A 21,156-nucleotide genomic window follows, 5' to 3' on the forward strand; every position below is an offset into this window, starting at 1 on the left:
CAGATAATATTATCTGCGTCTGTGTGTCCGGGAAACTATAACCACTTCATCGCCACGCGATAGTGCTGAAAGCTTTTCTGAAAGGATGTGCTGTGCTAATTTCCCAAATGTCTCTTGAATTCTTTGATGGAGACTCAGCAATTCCTCGACCTCAGACTGGGTCTTGAGATCAAGCCCATCAAGCGCCTTAAACAGCTCTTTACGAGAGAGTGCTGGTAGATCGTAGAGATCCAAAGCCAATGACTCGCATTTCTCCAACGTTAACAGCTCTGACACATCAATTTTGAGAGTATGTGCAGCTCCCTGGTTGCGCTCATGCAATTGATCAAGTGACTGTTGCCACTCCCGAAGAACAGATACAACCTGTTCTGAGTCAAAAAGCTGAATTGCCGTACTCTCTACCCCAGACCAAGGATGATCATGAAGTTGGGCACTTTGCCCGACCTGTTCTATCATTCCTCGATAAATCTGCTGGAACTCTTTAACTTGATCGACAAGCTGAAGCCGTTTCAATTCGGTGAGAGACGTCCCCGTCAGCCCAGCGATATGAATATCGGTTGGATTTATCTCTAACAGTTGACGATAACGAGCCGCACTACTAAATATCTCGTGGATTGTTTTATCTGTATTAGCCCATGTTTCGTTGATTTCTTGAGCATAGTGATTGAGTCGCTCTTTAAGCTCCTCATAACGCATTGTTTCTGCGTCAATATTTTGTGTTGAGCTCAAATGCTTCTGCTTCACTACACGAGCACTGATATCTTCAAGTACCTTGCGCTTTTGTGATTTATGGCTGTGTAGCTCAAGACAGAAATCACCTAATCCGGCCTTATCTAGCCTAGTTTTAACTACGTCAAGAGCGGCCATTTTCTCCGCTACGAATAGAACTTTCTTGCCGTTTAACATAGCAGCAGCAATCAAGTTAGTTATCGTTTGTGATTTACCAGTCCCTGGAGGCCCTTCAATAACAAGGTTCTGACCATTCACTGCATCAATAAGTGCACTATGCTGGGAGCTATCAGCATCATCGATTAGCGGGAACAAATCATGTATTTGTTCAACCTCATCGATGGAATACTCCACAGTATTGCCTTCCCCCTCATCCGAGCCATTTTCCGAACTTTTGAAAAAGCGCTGCACAATTGAATGCTTAATCAGGTTTCGCTCGTCGAGAGGCCATCTCTTTGGATCTAAATCCAAATACATCAGCATCTTGCCAAAATTCAGCAGAGCAAGAGCGCCGTAACGCCGGACGGTCCAATTTGGTTTTGTAATTCTAATTACTTCAGCAACATGATCGAGGTAGGTTTCAGGAGAGACATCTTCCTCAACTTCCGGTAACGCAAGACCGAAATCGACTGCTAGCTTTTCTTTTAGAGACAAGTTCGGGAGGATATCTTCGCCGGTGTAACTCAAGGTGTACTGATAGGTTCCACTATTGTGGTCTAGCTTCCCGCGGCTCAGATGTACCGGAACTGTAAAAAGCGGAGCCAATCTTGTTTTTGAGCCGCTGTCATTTTCTGCCCATTCCAGAAAACCAAGCGACAAATAGAGGATGCTTGAACCCATTTCCTCTATCGCGGTTTGAGCTTTGCTACGTATTGCACGTAATCTAGATTCCATTTCTGGTGGGTAGAGCAGAACCTGAATCGCATCATCCTGATGCTTTTCACCACCTTGAGCCTCATCATCTCTCGGCAACTCATAACTAATATCAAAACCGAGGACCTTTGCCCACTCCTTCGCATCAGGGTTAGCTTTTAACTGGCGGTCTTTGCCATTTTCTTCATCTACTTCAAGGTAACCATGCTCAATTAACTCCTCCCGGGTAGGAGGCGGAACAGACCTGAACGTAAGCTCACGCTCAGAAAGAAGCACTTCGCACAGTTGGTTTGGAACTTCATCTATAATCCGCAGGGCTGCAGCTTTCTGTTGAATAGGGAAATTCAACAACCTGTTTCGAGCCGTGAGATCTAATAGCTTTTTGCGCATCAGTTCCAGCGACTCAAGCACGAAAGGGTCTGACGAGTTTAGGAAGTTATCCGCAGCTTGCTGGTCTTGTTCATTAGACATAGTCCGGCTCGGTTCCTTTGCTTTGGAAGCCCCATAAGCCATTGTTTCTATTTGCTTATTCTTGACTTCTTGTATTTGAGGCGCTTCATGGGAATCGTCTAATTGCTGATCAGACAGCTCTAGCAGTTGTTCAACTCGGCGTTTGAGCTGTCTCGCTGCACTTGTTTTTCGAAAGTTCAGCTCGAAGAGGACTGCTTCTAACAGGTTTTTATCCTGCGTGTTGCCATTAACGATCTTGCTCAGCCGGCTGGTCTCTAACGCGAGGTAAGGTCGCCGTTCCATCGTCCCCATGCTCCTGCCCGGAATAATTAGCTAGTTTGCCACCGAAGTATCATTATTTACTACCGATTAGTAGAGACAAGACTATCAGAGGCAGTCGCCAACCTATCAAAAAGTTTGAGGGCGCAAACCTTGCTTCCTTTCGAATTCCATTCACAGCACCATGTTATGTACCAACGTCGTGTACCAAACCATAAAATCTCATTCGTGATTTAGTCCCAGCAGCATTAGACACGTACCTTTATTAATTCTCCCCACTGTGTGGCATAACGTGGCTTCCGACGCTCACCACGTAACATCCAGGCATTACCTTGGTGTGGCACGCCTCAAACATGGGGGGGTTATCGGCTTGAAATGAGTTTTGCTGGCTTTGAGATAAGCGTACTGGCCAAATCAATCCTGCTTTTTCAGCGTCAGTTCGCCCTCGACGCCGAAGACAATAGTTCAGCTGGGAAGCGCTTCACCACGTAGTGGTGTAAATCCAGTTCAATATACAGGAGATCATCAGCAGAACAGGGGAAACCAGTAAGCACTGCCTGCCATAAAGCGGTATTAGAAAGGAAGACGCGGCTACATCATTCAGCCCCAACACGGATGCGGCGAGTGACAGACTGGAGACATTTAAAATCTATAAAAAAGCACAAAGGAATCCGGAGTAGAACACAAGCTGTGGCGCTTGTATTAGCGAATGCCATAATTCGTGTAACTTGCGACGATGGCTTTAACGTAACGCTCAGCATCAGCCTGAGCCCGGTGTAGTACCGGCAAACTTTTGAGCATCTGTCGTAGCGATAGCATATGCTCATTACTCAGCATTTTATGCAGCTGATAAAAATCGGATACCCGAAAGGAAGGTTCTAACTTTGCAGCATCAAAGAGCCTGCTAATCCAGAAAAGATCTGAATCCAAAGCATCACAATACACCGTTTCGAAGCCGAGCATGTCATTCAGCTTTTTAGCGGCATCGACGACATGTAACCCTCGCTCGAACAATTCATCACGAGCGATCCCGTGTATAGACGCTGCAACAGGATCCCAGTGCGTCCAGTCGTCAAGCGGACGAACGAAAAATCCATCGCTATTGCCAAACGTGTCGGCCCATCCAAGCTCTATTGGATAGCTATCGGGGCCAAGGCCTGACGCCTCGATATCAATGAACGTTATCAGAGGAAGATCACTTTCGGCTAAAATATCCACTGGGCTGCTAAACTCCGTTTTCTGTTACGGACTGTTTTTTAACCGTTCCTAGCGACACAATCATAGCCCTCTTCCGGTGAGATAAGGCACTTAGCGCTTTAACCTGCTCTGAAAAGCATATTCAATCAAGCACTTCGTGCAAATAATTATCAAAAAAAAATTTAGCTCAAAATACTCATTAATTCACTGTCAGAGTCAGACTATAGGCTTTATCGAAGCCCAAGCCTAAAATCAACCTACAACAGTGAATAAAAATATTTAAGCTTTATTATTCACAATAAATCAATTTATCTGATCTTGGCTATATTAATATTACCTAAACGCATTACGTCAGTTATCTTTTTCTTTTTTTCGACACCGAATAACATACGCCGCTGTAATTAGCGTCCCGAACATAATGATCAAAATGGGTGAGACGCCAATTAAAAACTGTGTAAAATGACTCATAGCTTCCACCCCTTTAAGTTAACGGTTTAATAGGACTATAGTAAAAAATACCTTCCTTCACGAGTTCAGTAGAAGCTTTTCGGATCACTCATTCCTATGCTGTCGGGTTCAGACTGCCACATCGCGACTGTGCTAGACGATGTTGTGCCAAGTATGAATCTGATTTCTTGGCACAAAGCCTCTGGCGCCGTTTATGCAACGCTGGTTTCGAGGAGTGTTTTGGCTTCTTTAATCAGGTTTACCTGGTGATCTACCATCTGACCAATGATCGTCTGCCGCTTTTCCTCATCCATCAAGTCGAGAACCGACCCGGTGAATTTGTCGAAGTTAAGAATAATCGGCTCCTGACTGGGAGCTGGGTTGTGGTAGTAGCAAACTAGCCAATCCAGATCTTTATCAGCAACCGCATTACCATCGTTTAGCTTTTCCCTTAGTTGCTCTCGCACACCCTGCTGCGCAACCGGCAAGCCTGATTCGCTATCGACACGAAAGCCATAGTGGATGGCGTTATAGAGGTTCACGTATAGGCAGAGCTTTTTACCGCTCAAATCACCCACCGTGTGCTTGATACCTACATGCTTTCCACCCCGCTTAACATCAAAATAGCTGTGAGATATCTCACTCAGATTTTTCCCTCCATAAACAGTAGGTGTCACGCCCAACGCATCGGCCATTGCCTTCGATAATTCCTCCCAGAACCGGAGCATTACCGTTGCTTTCGCCTTGGGTAGCGCCTTTTCTACCGCCAGGGCCGTTTCCAGGTCATCACGGTTATTGGCCAGTTTGTCGGCGATAAGCGCTGTCATAGAGGTTCCGGCTCCGGTGAGGGTTTCGAGCAGACGCTTGTACTGGATAAGCGCGTAGGACAATTCCGGTTTGTGTTTGCTGAGGCTAGCGCAATTGTTGATCCACAGGCGGATATCTTCCGCGAAAGAAAGGCAATGAACATTCTCTTGCTCAAGGTCTTTAAGGCTCCCGGCAGAGGGAGCCTTGCCATCCAGGGTGAGATAAACCAGTACCGCCTTTTTCCGGTTGTTGGCTCGGTGTTTGAGTTCCGTGTAATAGTCGTGCAACTGCGCCTTCTGGTCACCGGCGTCAATTTTCACTTCAATGCCGATAATCAGCTCTGGCGACTCCACTACGATATCCACACGCCGTTGATCTGCGGTGGCTAGTTCTCTGGTGACATTGACACGCCCGCTTAGATCAAGGGGAAGGCCAAGAACATCGTTAACAAACGCATTTAGAAACCTGGCGCCTTCACCGTGCCGCCCGGCGGGGCTCAGCAACTCCGCGAGGTACCTTGAGTGGGTGCGATTTTCATCGCGTTGAAGGCCAAGGATGGCAAAAATATTGAAGCGCTCACCGTGACGGTTAGCTTTTTCTCGGCAAGTCTCGACCAGTTCAGCCAAGCGGTGAAATCTGTCCGTCAAGTCGATTTCGACTTGCGAGGCAGCTAGATTACTCATTCTATGTTTCCATTACGATTGTGATGTTTTCTGCAACAAACTCACCGCATGAACACATTACGCGGATGCCTGCTTGTGGGTTTTCTTTGCAGGTTTTTTCATTGCTGCCCGCTCAGCCTTGATCCGCTCCAGCAACGCCTCAGCACTGTTCTCCCCGCTGATCAGTGCCGGGTTGTCCTTGCGCCATTGCTGGGTAAGCTCACCGCGGAAAGCTTTGGCCAGGATGGACTGGGTGAGGTTATTGACGCAGGCCAGAGCGTTGTTGACCTGTTGTTCGATGCGGTCGGCGTGGGCGAAGAGTTGGTCTACTCGGCGGATGATTTCGGTTTGCTCCTCGAATGGCGCTAGTGGAAAGTCCATTGATTGTACTACTCGTTTATTCAGAGCTTTTTGGTTATTCCCACCGCCGATCCGTCGGGTTTCTTCATACTGCTGAGTAAGGTAGTAATAAAGATAATCAGAAATCACGAATTCTTTTGGTACGCGTAACGCGGCGGTGTTTTGATTGTGGCAAGCGGGTATATCCAATACGGCTACCTGCCCGCGAGTGCGTCCCTGACCGATCATCGCGAGCATGACCGTTCCCACTGGATGTATCGTCGTGGATGCGTTTGAAAACCCAGTTTCCGTGATAGCCTCTTTCGTTGACGTAATCCTGCAAAAGGCAACTTCTGAACTGCTCACCCAAGGAATGTCCCCGTTCCAATAGTCTTCACGAGTTCGGCTTGGTGTGGATCCTACGAAAACATTAAAAACCCGCCCAATACTTGTCATCACCCAACTATCTGGGAGCCTGTGCCCAGGGGAAGGAGTCACCGGTTCAGGTGCCAAGTATTTCTTGCCTGTGGCACGGCTTTGCTCTAGCCAATACTCTCGGATTTCAGCAAGGTCTGGATGCTGGGTATTGGGATTATTGTGCCGCCACTCCTCCGTCAACCGCCCACTTACCGCCGCAGCCAGCACGGACTGGCGGAAGCGTTTGAGGATTTGCGGAATGCGTTCGAGGCGGGCTTTGGTGTTTTCCACCTGGGCCAGCAGGGTGTCGAGTTTGTCGGCGATGACTTTTTGTTCGGCGAGAGGAGGTAGTGGAATTTCAAATTTTTCCAGCTTTTTTCGAGTAATGCGTTTTCGAGTAGTACCGGAGGCATTCTCCGAAATTAAACCTCTAAAGCTGGGGGAATTAATCCAGTATTTGAGCAAGTGGTTGGTTATAGCAGAGTTGAGCCCTGCCCTTATCAAACAAACGTCCACGACAGTGACCGCAGGTTGCCCAACTCCAGGAAAAAGGCATGCTCGACCCAAGGGGTCTGGCATCCGTGCAATCAATACGTCCCCTTCCTCTAAAAACGTGCAATTTAGTAGGGAAGCCTTTTCTTCCGACATGAAACGCTGTGATTTATTTCGGAAGTCTCCGTCGCCAATGTCAGCAAGCTGAACCAGGCGTATCGAGCCGTTTAGATCTTGATCTTTTGATTCAATCCAATCTCCATCTGATATTAGGCCATCAATAGAAATTAGATTCTGAATGGCTGATATAACCCACCCTTGAGAAAGTTGATGCTCTGGCATTACTTTTCCCCACCCATCACTTCCTGCAAAAGCAACCGAGCCCCGTCGGCCTCATCCTCAGCCCCCAATTCCCGCATTAACGCATCCATCTCGCCTAGCACCTGCACCAATTCACCCATTGCCTCTCCCGCCAACACACTCGGCACTGGCAGATTGGCCGCATCCACGCTGTCGCTATCTTTGAGCCAGATGATATCCAGCGAGTCGCCCTTGTGTTCGGCTATCCACTGGCGGCTAAAGCTGCGCCAGCGGCTGTGGGCCAAACGGGGATCGACACCTTCATTTTCATCACTGTACTCGGGCAGTTCGATCTTGTCGGAATGAAAGCTGTATTCGCCCTCCTCCCTCGGGTCCAAGCCGTTGGGGTCTTCGCCATACACGGTGTCAAACGGCTTCAGATGTGGCTCGCCAAAAGGCGTGCGTTTGCCGAAGCTGGGCATGTTGGTGCGCAGATCATAAACCCAGACATTTTCAGTGCAGCTTTCTTCCTGGTACTTATCCGTAGCACTGCCCTTGGTGAAGAACAGTACGTTGGTCTTGACGCCCTGAGCGTAGAAGATGCCAGTGGGCAGGCGCAGGATGGTGTGCAGGTTGCACTTGTTCATCAGGTCCCGGCGCACGTCGGTACCCACACCCGCTTCGAACAGCACGTTATCCGGCAGTACCACGGCGGCGCGGCCACCGGGTTTGAGGTTGCGGTAGATGTGCTGCAGAAAGGCCAGCTGTTTGTTGCTGGTTTTATAGGTCAGGTCGTCGCGGGTGATGCTGGCGTCACCGCCCTTGCTGGTGCCAAATGGCGGGTTGGCGAGGATCACATCGGCCTTTTCCAGCCCAGCGCCAGCCTGGCCCAAGGCGTTGCCCAGGTGTACCACGCCTTCATCGTCACCCTCCATGCCGTGGAGTAGACAATTCATTAACGCCAAGCGGCGGGTGCCGGGCACCAGCTCAATGCCCACGAAAGCACGGTTCGCCTGAAAGGCTTTTTCTTGGGCGGTCAGGTCGTAAAGATCGTCTGTCTGGCTTTTGATGTGTTCGTGGGCGGAAATCAGAAAGCCCGCGGTACCTGCGGCCGGGTCTTGTATGTGTTCACCGGCCTGTGGCTTCAGGCAGCGCACCATGGTGTTGATCAGGGCGCGGGGGGTGAAGTACTGGCCAGCGCCAGATTTAGTCTCGTTGGCATTCTTTTCCAGCAGGCCTTCATAAAGATCCCCCAGGCCGTCCTTCTGGGCGCTGAACCAGTCGATCTGGTCCAGGGTTTTGATCATCTGCTCCAGGTGGCGCGGCTCACGCAGGCGGGTCTGCGCATCGGCGTAGATGGCGCTGATCAACGGATCGTCGTGCACCAGGGTGCCGTCGCTATCGCGGCCAGTAGAGAGGCTGAGCAGAATGCGTTTGTAGTCGTTCAGCAGGTTGATGCCGGATTTACCGTTGATGTCGGACCAGCGGCAGCCTTCGGGCAGAGGGTGCTTCTTGAGAGTGCCCGCTTCGGTGTTCTCGTGAACCATTTTGATAAACAGCAGCAGCACCAGTTCGGTAACGTAGTCTGAATAGTTGATGCCGTCGTCGCGCAGCACGTCGCAAAGGTTCCAGAGCTTCTGGACGATGTCATTGTTGGTCATAAATGTTTCCAAATAGTATTAGGCGCGCTCTAGGAAGAGCGACATCAGCGGAGTATTGATATAGAAGTTGCTGCGGCCGACTTTGGTTTTGTCCAGCAGGCCGATATTGACCAGTTCATCCAGGTACTTGGTCGCGGTGATCCGGCTAACGGCCAGATCTTCCATCACGAATTCAATTTTCGTATACGGGTGGTTGAACAGGTTGTTTAGCAGTTCCTGCCGGTAGATCTTCGGACATTCGTCACGCATCCGGTGTTTGGTGTGTTGCATCAACTCGCGTATCTGGCCAATTAGATCAATGGTTTGCCGCGCGGTCTGGCTAACACCCTCCAGCATATAGAGCAGCCAGGGTTCCCAGTTGCCGGTCTCGCGCACCGCCTGTAATTCCCGATAGTAGCCAGCCTTGGTCTGAATCAAGTAACGGCTGAGATAAAGTACGGGCAGGTCGAGTAGGTCTTTGGCGACCAGGTAAAGCATGTTGATAATGCGCCCGGTTCGGCCATTGCCGTCATAGAACGGATGAATGCTCTCGAACTGGTGATGGATGATGGCCATTTTTACCAACGGGTCCGCATCGCACTGTTCGTCATCGTTGATATAGGCGACTAAGTTGCCCATTAACGCTTCGATTTCTGGGGCTGACTGGGGCGGCTCATACACCACCTCTCCGGTGGCCTGATTTTTAAGCGCCGTCCCGGGCAGCTTACGCAACCCTGCCCGGTTTTTCTCCAGGGTTTCCTGAATCAGTAGAACGTCGTGCAGGCGAATCAGCCGGGAGTGTCGGACGCTGCGGAATCCCGCCCTTAGTGCCGTTGCGTAGTCCTGAACCTCTTTGGTTTGTGGTGAGACACTGGCCTCGTCCGCCACGACTGCGCGATAGAGATCGTCCTGGGTAGTGATGATATTTTCGATTTCGGAGCTGTGCCGGGCTTCTTGCAAGGTCAGCGTGTTGATCAATATTTCTTCGTTAGGGATGGTCGCTGCCACACCTTTTAGCTCTGCCAAGTAACGATGTGCCTGTGCCGCTTTTTTCAGCACGGCCCGGGTTTCCCACTGTTCGATGTGTTCAAGGGGTAACGTTGGCAGCACGGAGCATCTCTTTTAGTTAATGTATAGAAAAACAAAAAATCTATACATATCGAAGCTCATATGCAAAGAAAAAAGCACTTTTCTTTGCATGTGACGCTGTCAATGTATAGATCGTGGCTACCTATAGATATTTGCTAGAGCTAGTTTGGCATGCATCATGTCGAAAGAACCGCAAAAAATCGACATATAGTAGATGTATGTCGATGCCATCAACATTCACCACTCACGCGCTCAGCTCTGGCCAAACCGCTTCGTTTAGCTCTTCTAGCACTGTATCAAGCTGCGCGCCCAATACCTTATCCATCTGCTTTGAGCCACCGTCATCTGAAAAGCGATTATTTACAAACTCGCGATCGATGATCACTTCGTGCACCAGCTGTTTGGCTAGGCGGTCTAGCCACTTGCGCTGGGCCGTTGACCAATCGTGCTGGGTATAGATGCGGTCCATGGCTTCAGCTACACGCTGTTCAAAAGGCTTGAGAGGCTCGCCCAGTGCTGCGCGGCGGATATGGCCGATGATGCTAGCCGCAATGTCTTTATTGGTCTGGTTGCGCACTGCGCTTTGCAGGTTGGCTTCCGAGTAGCCGTGGTTATCCAGCAGCACTTTCACTTCCTTGAGTTGCTGGCGCGTAAGGTCGCGAGGCTTGTTGACGACCACGGCCAGGGCCGTCGATTGGTTAACCTGCTCCTTGATAAACGCATTGAAACTGTCCAGATAGTCCTCTGGCCGTTGATGCACACCGTAGCTTTGGGTGGGCTCCTGGATGAGTTTGTCTTCATGATGCGAAATCACGGGCATTTTGTCGCTGCCAACCAGTGTTTTCACTTGGCTAAGCTGATTGATCAGGCCGCTATGCTGGCGGATAAATATCGACGCTTCGCGAGGACCCAGTTTCTGCAGATGTTGGTGCAGGTTTTTCGGCTCGACTCCCCACAGTTCATGCAGTTCGTCGAGCTTGTTTTTCAGTGCTGGGCGACTTTCGGCTTTATTGTCAGCCTTGCGCAGTACTCGCATGACTTTCTGGCTGAGCTGGCTAAGCACCACATCAGCCTGGCTTTCCCCTAACTGATCGCCCGGGCTATTTAGCGCCGCTTCTAGGTGGTTCTCGTCGGTCAGCTCATCGACCAGTTGCTCCAGGGTGATGTTGGGATCCCTCACCAGGGGCTTCATGGTATTGATCTCGGAAAGCGCAGCGTAGATATCGACCGGGTCATAAATGCGGAACACGGTTTTGCCGATCTCATCGCAACGCCTTGTGGCACGGCCAATCATTTGCTCGTACAGGATGCGCGAGCGTACCCGACGCATAAACACCAAGTGACTTATTTTGGGTACATCAATGCCAGTCGTCAGTAGGTCAACCGTAATGGCAATACTGGGATAACGCTCATTCTTATAACGACGAATCAGTTGATCGACCTTATCGCTCTTGCCGGTAATTTTGGCCACGGCGGCCTCGTTGTAGCTGCCGTTATAGAGCTCTTTAAAGGCATCATCCAATAACCGCTTGATCATATCCGCATGCAGATCGGTGGCACAGAAAATCAGGGCCTTTTCATCATCAAAGGGATCTAATTCCTTCGCCAGCTGTTCGCAGATGACCTGATTGAAGTTTTCATTGATCACCCGGCGATTAAACGCCTCCACCTCAAAACTCAGTTCATCTTCGAGTTCCGTAGTATCCACTTCTCCGGTCTGGGTGTTGATCACCTCTATTGGCTTACCTTTTTCAAACTGGATGCCGTTTTTGGTCAACAGAGTTTCATAGCGAAGCGGCGGCTCATGGTCAATCAGCCAATCGTCCGCCACGGCTTCGCGATAGGAGTAGGTGAAAACCGGTTTGCCGAAAATGTCGCTGGTGTGCCTGGCTGGGGTGGCCGTCAGGCCGATTTTGACAGCATCGAAGTAGTCCAGCACGCGCCGATAACTGGAGATGTATTGACTGGCATCCCGGGTAGCCAGCTCGCCATCGGTCATTTCCTGATCCAGTGTATAGCCCCGGTGGGCTTCGTCGATAATGATGCAATCAAACTGGTCAATGGGCGGTGGCTGATCGCTCATAAAGATACGTTTCACCATGGCCTGAACGGTAGCGACCTGCACGCGGGTCTCAGCCTCGGCCGCCATATCACCCAGTTCAGCAACATTGTAAATCTTGCTCAGGGTCTGGTTCTGCTCTAAAGGCGCTTCATTAAAGGCGTCGATGGCCTGCTGCCCAAGCGCGGTGCGGTCGACCAAAAACAGAATGCGGTGGTAACGTTCGGTTTTAAGAAAACGGTACATTAGGCCAATGATGGTGCGGGTTTTACCCGTGCCGGTGGCCATGGCAAGCAGCACTGAACGGACGTTTCGGGCCAGCGCACTTTCAGTCGCAGCGATAGCATTCTGTTGATAGTCGCGTAGTTTCAGATAACCGAAGGGTTCGTTCTTAAGCAGCTTTTCTGCGTTTTCTTTATCGCGTTCAAGTAAATCCAGCAAACCACCGGGCGTGTGGAATTGCGCCAGTGCCCGACGAAGATTACTGGGCTCCCGCACATCCCGAAACCAGGTACCTGATTGTTCGGCCAGTTGAGGGACGTAAGGCCGACCGTTACAGGAATAGACGAAAGGCACCTTATAGTGGCTTCCGTCATCTGCAGGCCAGGCAATAGTGCGACCGGTAAGTTCCCAGGCACCCACAAGAGGTGCCGCAACGTTGAGACCTTTACTGTAACGTTCTGCTTGGTCAATTTTACCGGATACGTTGGTGTTTTCTTTCTTGGCTTCTACCACCGCTATGGGTGCAAGGCCCACAAACAGCACATAGTCAGCCCTGCCTTTTTTGCCGTTGTGTTGCGTAGGCCATTCGGCGATCGCGCGGTAGGCTCCCTTTTCAGGCCGCGCACCCTTTTGATAAGTAATCTCCAGGCTATCGGCTTCCCAACCCGCCTCAGCCAGTTGCTGGTCAATTAGGATTCGGGTGAGCTCTTCGTTCAGTACCAGGGTATCGGTGGCGGCTTTGGTTTGCTTGGCAACTTGCTGGCGCTGCCGATTAACGGTTTGTTCGTCTTGCTCCGTGAGCTGCTTTTGCAGGGCTTTGATTTTGTTTTCATAGGCCGCTTGCTGTTGCGCCAGCGCTTCCTCATGCTGACGGGCTTGTTCTGCTAGCGCCCTAGCTTCTTCATCCATTGCCATTGCCAGGGCTTCGTATTCGGTCTTTTCTTTATCAATCAGTTGGCTGAGTTGCTGACTGCTGTTTAATTCGACATTCGCATTTTGCAGGTCATGACGGAGCTTTTCGATATCGGCTTGCAACTGGCGCAGCTGGGCACTGGGATCTTGTGGTGGCACGAAGGGACCGGGTTTGAATCCAGCGCCAGCGTTGCCAAACGAGCGATGGAACCATATCGCCAGTTCGCGGGCCAGTTTCAAGCCATCCATAGCCTCTTTGTGGCGAGTGCGAAACTGGTGAGCCGCTTTATTGCCTTCTATACGTAGAGTATGAAAAAGCTCTCGTACTTGAGACTCAAGCCGTATCTCGCGGTTTAGGCGATAAAGAAGATCGGATTGGCTCGTTTGGTCATCGAAATCAATCCCTGATAACGCCGCCACGTGCTGAGCAAGCGCCTCACTCAACTGGCGCAGCTTGATTAACGTGGTGTTGGGGTCGCTGGCGAATGCCCCTTCTGCCGCTGAACCCAACTGCACAAATAGCGCGTCATGCTCGGCTAGGAAGCCGAAGTTTGTTGATGGTTGATCGCTGACTCGCACAGATGGCTCCATTTCGTATGGCATTCATGACGGAAGGCTCAGCCCCCAGCATTGTTTTGCTAATCTACGGACTTTATCAGGGTAAGGTGAAATGAGCAGCCCTATTACGACTGAAGATGGAATTGATGAAGTGATGCGTTGCATTGAGCCACCAAAAGCAAAATTGGGCGTCAAAAGTACACACAGTGTACTTTTTAGTACCTCGTAGATCACCTGGCTTTATTTGATCTAAAAAAAGTGCGTGAAAAGTACACTGTGTGTACTTTTTAGTACCTCATAGGTCGTAACTATGTTTAGTTACGGCATTCTGTAACGAGCAAGGTTCGTTATAGAACTGTCGTTTCGACTATACCTTCGTAAAGCCTTTTGCCCCGGTGTGGTAACTTTTAGAATCAAGTGTTTAAGGGGACTCAAAAACCGCCAAAAGCTAACCCAACACACCACTTCGAGTGACTTGGCAACTACAAATTGTTTGCCAACATGGGTACTCCTAAAAATATACATACTGTAAGTAACCGCTTGGAAAACGGGGGTGAAACTAACAGTGTCCGTACGGTCTTTTAAGTTGAGGAACAGTGCTTGTATGCCATGACTCTACCGCTAGTAAACATGAAGTGTGCCCAAACGCCGCAACGAAGTTCATAAACGCGCGTGGTAACACAAGGGTACACTGGTGGGTTTGCCTGCCCTATTCGCACGAACTCAGATCATCGGCTAAACACCTAGAAATTGCGTTTACCCTGTTGGACATCGGTAAGAACGTTTCAGACAATATAAATGTATTGAGGCGCTGCCTCAGCTGCGTCTAGCTGGGACCATAAAACAAACAGCATTTAAAAAATCGGAACAACCGATCCGCTCAACAATGCCCCTAGCGGGCCCCTACCTACCGAGGTCCTCATGTTTTTTCAACTTAAACGCCAAGTTTGGCATCAGTAGCAATCAACATATCTCAGTTTTTCCTTTCTGGTTTTTAACCTTATCAAAATTGAGATGCATTAGGTTTGGATGGAGTTTGCAGCCTGCTATCAGGCATCTGGCAGCTCTTTCCAACGCCACGAGCAACGAAACCCCGAACGAAACCTATCGGGCCGGGCGGATTACCCCGTAATCAGCGGTGCGTCATCATCGCCACCACCCAATCTTTGCTCTCGCCCCACTGCCACCACTAAAAAAGGTGCCCATACCTCACGATTCATGCCGACTGCATGAAGCCCGCCCCGACCAAATGGTATCGCTGGTTCGTGAGGAAAAATCAATCGCGCATGCAGCAGCGCAAACGGAGGCTCGGCGCCATGATCTGGACATGGTTAAAACTGACTCAGCGTACGGGGACAGGGCCTACGCGTGTGGAAACCGAGTGGCCCTGCCCCCAGATGCTGAGGGGTTTGCCACACAACTATGCTGCACACACTGACAAAAGAGGTTTTATAGATTAGGAAACTGAGAAATGAAGAAACAGAAACGCTTTAACAGGAACTGGACGAAGCGGAATTTCGGCCTGGGACATAAGCCTGGGTATGCAGCGAAAGTAGCTCTTGCACAAGCTTACGGTGGGAGTGACCACTACTATACGCGCTTTACACATCATTCCAGATTTGAGCACTACCTTGATTGGCTGTCAGAACTCGATCCACCGATTCGGGACCTGCGAAAAATCACATTGGCGCATGCCATTGAATACTCAGAGGCTCTCGCAAACTCTGTGGCGTCAGGTGATATGAAGGTCAGCTATGCACAAAATCTCGTCTCGACGTTAAATACCGTAATGCGTGCGGTACGCCAGGACCAAGCAATTTGGCTTTCACCTGCAGATGTTGTCGGCAAACGTTCATACATCAGAACGAGCTTACCATTGGCAACATGGGACAAAGTAATCGAAGCCGTCCAGCTGGCAGAAGCCAAGGGCAATTTTCGGGGAGCATCGTTGGTTCTGCTATGGCGTGCCTTTGGTATGCGATTCCGGGAGGCCGCGCTTGCCGATCTTCCTCGATTGAAAGCTGAAGCTGACACTTACAATGCCGTCTGGATACTGGATGGTACCAAAGGCGGATTTAAATCTGAAAAGCGGCGAATCCAGATTGAAAGTGTCCAATGGCAATCCCTTGATTACGCACTACACACCATTTCCGATTCCGGCAGTTGTCTCATCGACGGCAACAACTCCCTTAAAGAATTTCTTAACCGGCACGCCAACCCCATGCGCCCGATTCTCAAACAGGTCGGAATTCAATGCCCTAAAGACTTACGGGCTGAAAATTTCATAGAGGTTTACGAGCGAACGTCCGGCCAGTTGGCTCCACTTAAGCAGTCCGGAGCGTTTGACAGGGAAGCGGATTCGGTAGGAAGAGAGGTCGTAGGGCATCAGGGCGGTCACAAACGCCCAACGGTCGCGTCATCCTATGTTGGCAAGCGAGATCGTACCAATCGCGATGTAGAGGTAGCCAAGCCATGAATCTTAACGATGTACATAAGCGCATCAAAGCCAAAGACGGCGCTGAAAGGACCCGAAGCCGGCACTTGAATCGTATCGAGAAGATGGCGTTGGCTGTCGAAAATCGGTTCCCTGAAGTTAAACACGCCCAACAGATTCGGCTGAAACATTGTTCATGGCTTCTAGAGCACTGGTGCAAACCATCAACGGTGAGAGATTACCGTAGCTCACTCCGCCTGTTGATTGAGGCTCTTGATCGGGACCAGGATTGGTTCAAACCACTGGGAATGGCGCAGGCCTCGTCTGGAGGACGTCCCAGGGACGTGTCTGTTGTCCGCTCGCGGTCATCAAAATACTGGATGGTTTAGCGCTCGTGCCGTTCGCCTAGTTTATCTATCAGTGCCGAGAGACTTTCGGCGTTGTTGTTAATCTCGCGCAGCAGGGTGAGTAGGGAGGTTCCGGTTGATTCATAAGAGCAAGCAACACTACTCAAAAAAATAACGCACTATCAGCCTTCCGCGACTGACAATGCGCCATGTTCATTCCTCAGAACCATTCATTTTTCTTAATCATACCGATCTTTTCTAATAGGTTATTGGGTTCCTCATTGTCTAACCCTTTAATATGCTCCAAAACTTCAATCTGCTCGTAAGGATTAGCAATATGCAACATATCGATAGCATCTGCCAGCTCACTAAGTACGTCTGTTACTTCATTGATCACTGAAAGATTACCGCTCTGCAACGCAGAAAATAGTTCACGAATTTTCATAGATTTCATCCTGTTTGAAATACCCACTTGGGCAAATCCAAACTATCAAAGAAACCGGATCCAGCAAGGCCCTACAAGGGCATTAAATTCTTTTTTAATGAGAAAAAAGTAGGCGAGAAACTTAGCCAGTGCTTCTTTACAGTTTGAACCAGACCGTAGAGAAATAAGGACTTATATTCTCGGCTATCGGCAGAGACGTCTCCCCCCGAAAGATTGACTATGCTATAGAAACCACAGCCCCATACTAAGCTATTGCAGGATCGCTACTTTGCTAGGAATCGACACTTCATCAACGTTTTTTTGATGCCAACTTCGTATGGAGGCTCGGCCCAAGTATGACCGAAGCGTTCAGCCAACCACCTTTTGTCGGCGATTCAAGGCATCGCGTCGTTGATGGTCTTGTCGATATACTTGATGAGATGAATTCGACCGGCGAACCGCGCTGGGTCTCACTGGAGGCACCATCCGGCTGGGGTAAGACCAGGGTCGTGCAAGAGTTCTATGCCAGACTGGCGGCACGCCAATCGAACCACTACTGGCCCGAAACAATCCTAGGAGCGAGCGACGTGCATGGCTTCGAGGTCGGCGATCGACGGAAGCGCGTGTTCCCTGATCCTCGCTATTTCGACCGAGAACCCCAATCGCTGCCGGAGTTCATGTGGCTGGGTATGGCATGTGATCTCCGCAACGGGCTCCCGTCGCAAACACTCCTCGAAGATCTACAACAGTTAAAGACACATGCGATTTACTTGGAAGCCGCCGCTGCGGCCCTGCAATCTGTGAGAAAGGGGCTTTTCCCAACTCTTGGCCAAGCTCGAACGGTTTTGTCAGAGGTAATTGAAGCAGCGATCGGGGAAGGCCTAGCGTTTATTGTTGAGGAGGTTGCGAAGGCTTCCGTACCCGCCATAGGGCTTGTCGTCAAGCTAGGCAGATGGGGGGTGGATCGTGTGGCTGAGTCTAACCGACGTGCCTCGGCGGTTGCCGCCAGCGGCGCAATACAAAAATTACAAGACGACGACCTGGTTGAAAGTGTAGTGGACATGCTTACCCGCCTTGCGCGGCCCGGCTTGCCGGTGATTGTCTTCGTCGAAGACCTTCATCGCGTTTCGGACATGTGCGAGGAATTGCTGGAGCGCCTTGTCCGGGCACGCTCGGCGGTTATGCTGATCACCACGACTTGGCCCGGAGAAGCGGCATCCAGAGATCGATTAGGTCCGCTCTTGTCCGAGGAGGGATTGCGTTCCCGGATTCTTCGTCTTCAACATGATGAAGACGCACCTACGGGCTTTCCCACTGGTGCCTCATTGGCCGCGCTGCCTAAGACTGCCCTCGCAGATATTGTCCTTTCTTACTATCCCAACGCCGAGCCACGAACGCTGGAACGCTTGGCCGCTCGCTATAACAACCCTCTGCCGTTGGAGCTGGTTTGCACGCTACCGAAATACCGGCGGCATTTCGCCGACGGTAGCCTGACCTTATCCGAGGAGGAGATCGAGGCACTGCCACGTCGCGTTGAGGATCTGTATCGGGAATTATGGGACGAACTGCCGTTGGCCGCACAACAGGTTATGGCCCTGGCTACTCTGGCTATTCCCGACAACGGGTCCGACTGGCATCACCCTATCACTCTGAGCGTGATTCAGACCTGCGATAAAATGATTGATGCGGCGCTCTTTGTTCACCCGCTCGATCAGGATTCCCTCCCTCACGGTTGGGTGCGAACCGTGGAGTCTTGGTCGCGTCGCTTCAATGAGCCAGATCAACTTGCAATTGCCAGGCAGTCGGTTGAGGAATACTTCTTTGAGATACAGATTGATGAGTTCCTGGCACAGCTCGCTGCAGCAGTCACAAAGCGTGATCTGGCGGAATTCAATGCGGAAGACCAACATTGCGCTTGGCTGATACTGGCACTATATAAAGAACGCAAAACCAATGATCTAGATGCTTTGCGAGCCATTCGCTGTCTACAGCAGTCACTGCGAGTTTTCCCACGAGAGCTACCGACGCTCATTGAGCTAGGGAAGTTCATTGAGTTATTTTCGATTAATCAAAATAACGTCGAATTGTTAATCGCGCGTCATGATTTTTTTTCAGCGCTTGCAGATTCGGGCCAGATATCTCTGGCTCTGGCAAAGTTCAATGTATTGTTGAAGGATCAGCAACTAGTGCTTGGACCAGATCATCCAGACGTGCTCGCCACCCGTAACAACATCGCTTATTTACTGGGTAAATCCGGACAAACTAAACAGGCTCTGTTATTTTTCGAGGCACTGCTGAAAGATCGCGAACGAGTGCTAGGACCTGACCATCCAGATGTACTAACTACCCGCAACAACATCGCTTCTTGGCTGGCTAAGTCTGGACAGATCTCACAATCGTTGAAACAGTTCGAAGCATTGATTAAGGACCAGGAAAGATTGCTGGGACCAGACCATTCATCTGTGATAACCACCCGCAATAACATAGCATTTTGGATGGCAGAATCCGGCCAGTTATCACAAAGCTTAATACAGTTCAAAGCGTTACTGATGGACCAGCAACGGATACTTGAGCCAGACCATCCTGGCTTGCTCGTCACACGCGGCAACATAGCGTTTCGTATGGCACAATCTGGACAGATTTCTCAGGCGCTTACGCAGTTCAAGTCGCTCCTAAAGGAACAACAACAGTTGCTGGGACCTGACCATCCAGAGGTGCTCGGTACTCGCAGCGCTATCGCTACCTGGCTGGGTGAATCCGGACAGATCTCGCAGGCCCTCAAAAAGTTTAAGGGTCTGCTGCAGGATCAGCGAAGGGTGTTGGGATCAGACCATCCTGACTTGCTCGCCACCCGCAACAACATAGCTGCTTTGCTGGGAGAGCAAGGGCATATCTCACAGGCATTGGAACTGTTAGAAACGTTGCTAGAAGCTCGGACGCTGGTTCTGGGACCCGATCATCCTGAAGTGCTCACTACCCGCAACAACATCGCTTCTTTGCTGGGAGAATCCGGACAGATCAAACAGGCTTTGATACGGTTAGAGGCACTACTGGATGACCAGCAAAGGGTGTTGGGCTCCCAACACCCAGACGTATTCCACACTCGTGGCAAGGTAGCTCAGTGCTTGGCTAAGTCCGGAAAAATCTCGCAGGCCCTAGTACAGTTAGAGACGCTGCTAGAGGAGCGGGAGCAGGTGCTTGGACCCGACCATACAGACGTGCTCACTACCCGCAACAACATTGCTTCTTTGCTGGGAGAATCCGGACAGATCAAACAGGCTTTGGTCCAGTTCGACGCGTTGCTAAAAGACCGCGAACGGGTGCTGGAACCCAACCATCCCCATGTGCTCATCACCCGCTGCAACATCGCGTACTGGCTGGGAGAGTCCAAACAAATCTCACAAGCCCTGAAAATCTCTGAGGGACTGTTGAAGTACCAGCAACAGATGTTGGGACTAGACCACCCAGACGTATTTCTCACCCGCAACAACATCGCACATTGGATGGCAGAATCCGGACAGATCTTACCAGCATTAACACAGCTCAAGGAGGTTCAGGAAGACCAAGAGCAGACACTGGGACTGGACCATCCAGGTGTGCTCGTCACCCGCAATAATATCGCTTCTTTATTAGGGGAGTCCGGGCAGATCGCTCAGGCGATGATAGAGTTCGAGGCGCTGCTGGGAGACCAGCAACAGATACTGGGGCTAGACCATCCAGATGCGTTCATCACCCGCAACAACATCGCTTTCTTGCTGGGAGAATCAGGACAGAGCACACAAGCCCTGATACGGTTCGAGGCGCTGCTGCAGGATCGACAGAGAGTAATGGGGCCAGACCATCTAGATGTATTCAACACCCGAAACAATATCGCTTCTTTGCTGGGGGAGTCCGGGCAGACCCCACAAGCCCTAACGCAATTCAAGGCGCTGTTAGACGACCAGCAACGGGTGCTGGGGCCAGAACACCCACACATACTCAATACCCACAACCAGATCGCTTCCCTGCTGGCGAGAACCGGGGAGATCTCACAGGCCCTGAAGCAGTTTGAGGTGCTGCTTGAGAAACAGCAACAGGTGCTGGGGCCTGATCATCCACTTGTGCTTGACACCAACAACCACATAGCTTCCCTGCTGGCGAGATCCGGGGAGACTCTACAGGCACTGACGCAGTTCGAGGTACTACTTGAGAACCAGCGACGGGTGCTGGGGCCTGAACATCCACACGTTCTCAACACCCACAACCACATAGCTTGCCTGCTGGCGATATCCGGTGACATCCCTAAGGCCTTGACACATTTCGATGTACTTCTTGAGTACCAGCAACGGGTGCTGGGGCCAGAACATGCAGATACCTATAAAACGAATGATCTAATCAACTTACTTCGCTCGCGAGACATCCCGAGTTAATTGCCTACTAGCGAGACGACGCTGGTTTATTGATTTGGGAGCAGGTCACCTACGCCATTTCATAAACTTC

10 protein-coding genes are annotated in these 21,156 nt (G+C 50.6%); 2 read left to right on the forward strand and 8 right to left on the reverse strand.

Features of this window, described 5'->3' with window-relative positions:
- Positions 1-9: 9 nt before the first annotated feature.
- The 7 genes from LMS44_RS18165 to hsdR all read right to left on the reverse strand — a co-directional run bounded on the left by LMS44_RS18165 (position 10) and on the right by hsdR (position 13,493).
- Positions 10-2,355: a DUF4011 domain-containing protein gene (locus tag LMS44_RS18165; RefSeq protein WP_498945937.1), complete on the reverse strand. Its 2,346-nt coding sequence runs from the start codon at positions 2,353-2,355 to the stop codon at positions 10-12.
- 678 nt (positions 2,356-3,033) lie between these two features.
- The gene (locus LMS44_RS18170; protein WP_498945938.1) at positions 3,034-3,549 is read right to left on the reverse strand and encodes a 3'-5' exonuclease family protein; all 516 of its coding nucleotides are present in this window, start codon (positions 3,547-3,549) and stop codon (positions 3,034-3,036) included.
- 638 nt (positions 3,550-4,187) lie between these two features.
- On the reverse strand, positions 4,188-5,465 hold the full coding sequence (locus LMS44_RS18175; RefSeq protein ID WP_498945940.1) for a PDDEXK-like family protein: 1,278 nt from the start codon (positions 5,463-5,465) through the stop codon (positions 4,188-4,190).
- A gap of 57 nt (positions 5,466-5,522) precedes the next feature.
- Positions 5,523-7,034, reverse strand: a complete 1,512-nt coding sequence (locus LMS44_RS18180) for a restriction endonuclease subunit S (protein ID WP_498945942.1) — start codon at positions 7,032-7,034, stop codon at positions 5,523-5,525.
- Positions 7,034-8,653 (reverse strand): class I SAM-dependent DNA methyltransferase, encoded by a 1,620-nt coding sequence (locus tag LMS44_RS18185; protein ID WP_498945944.1) that lies wholly within the window; start codon positions 8,651-8,653, stop codon positions 7,034-7,036. Before LMS44_RS18185 ends, LMS44_RS18180 begins: the two co-directional genes overlap by 1 nt.
- Positions 8,654-8,671: 18 nt before the next feature.
- Complete coding sequence (locus tag LMS44_RS18190) at positions 8,672-9,742, reverse strand: Fic family protein (protein WP_498945946.1); 1,071 nt, start codon at positions 9,740-9,742, stop codon at positions 8,672-8,674.
- A 223-nt stretch (positions 9,743-9,965) separates the two neighbouring features.
- A complete protein-coding gene (gene hsdR, locus LMS44_RS18195; protein ID WP_498945948.1) occupies positions 9,966-13,493 on the reverse strand; it encodes a type I restriction-modification system endonuclease in 3,528 nt (1,175 codons plus the stop codon).
- A 1,450-nt stretch (positions 13,494-14,943) separates the two neighbouring features.
- Here hsdR and LMS44_RS18200 point away from each other — a divergent pair.
- Entirely contained in the window at positions 14,944-15,948 is a 1,005-nt protein-coding gene (locus LMS44_RS18200) for an integrase domain-containing protein (protein ID WP_342411182.1), read from the forward strand.
- Between the two features lie 525 nt (positions 15,949-16,473).
- On the opposite strand, the gene LMS44_RS18205 is transcribed toward LMS44_RS18200, so the two are convergent.
- A complete protein-coding gene (locus LMS44_RS18205) occupies positions 16,474-16,698 on the reverse strand; it encodes a hypothetical protein (protein ID WP_172118870.1) in 225 nt (74 codons plus the stop codon).
- A 335-nt stretch (positions 16,699-17,033) separates the two neighbouring features.
- On the opposite strand from LMS44_RS18205, the gene LMS44_RS18210 reads away from it, so the two are divergent.
- Positions 17,034-21,086 carry a tetratricopeptide repeat-containing protein gene (locus LMS44_RS18210; RefSeq protein WP_498945951.1) on the forward strand — a complete coding sequence of 1,351 codons (4,053 nt, stop codon included), beginning with the start codon at positions 17,034-17,036 and terminating at the stop codon, positions 21,084-21,086.
- Positions 21,087-21,156: the final 70 nt, after the last annotated feature.

This window comes from Halomonas profundus (assembly GCF_020865425.1).
GTDB classification, from domain to species: Bacteria; Pseudomonadota; Gammaproteobacteria; order Pseudomonadales; family Halomonadaceae; genus Vreelandella; species Vreelandella titanicae.

Bases quoted from the DNA above. Each gene is read 5' to 3' on its own strand.
- LMS44_RS18165 (WP_498945937.1), bottom strand. From the start codon at position 2,355: ATGGAACGGCGACCTTACCTCGCGTTAGAGACCAGCCGGCTGAGCAAG.
- LMS44_RS18175 (WP_498945940.1), bottom strand. From the start codon at position 5,465: ATGAGTAATCTAGCTGCCTCGCAAGTCGAAATCGACTTGACGGACAGA.
- LMS44_RS18180 (WP_498945942.1), bottom strand. From the start codon at position 7,034: ATGCCAGAGCATCAACTTTCTCAAGGGTGGGTTATATCAGCCATTCAG.
- LMS44_RS18185 (WP_498945944.1), bottom strand. From the start codon at position 8,653: ATGACCAACAATGACATCGTCCAGAAGCTCTGGAACCTTTGCGACGTG.
- LMS44_RS18200 (WP_342411182.1), top strand. From the start codon at position 14,944: ATGAAGAAACAGAAACGCTTTAACAGGAACTGGACGAAGCGGAATTTC.
- LMS44_RS18205 (WP_172118870.1), bottom strand. From the start codon at position 16,698: ATGAAAATTCGTGAACTATTTTCTGCGTTGCAGAGCGGTAATCTTTCA.
- LMS44_RS18210 (WP_498945951.1), top strand. From the start codon at position 17,034: ATGACCGAAGCGTTCAGCCAACCACCTTTTGTCGGCGATTCAAGGCAT.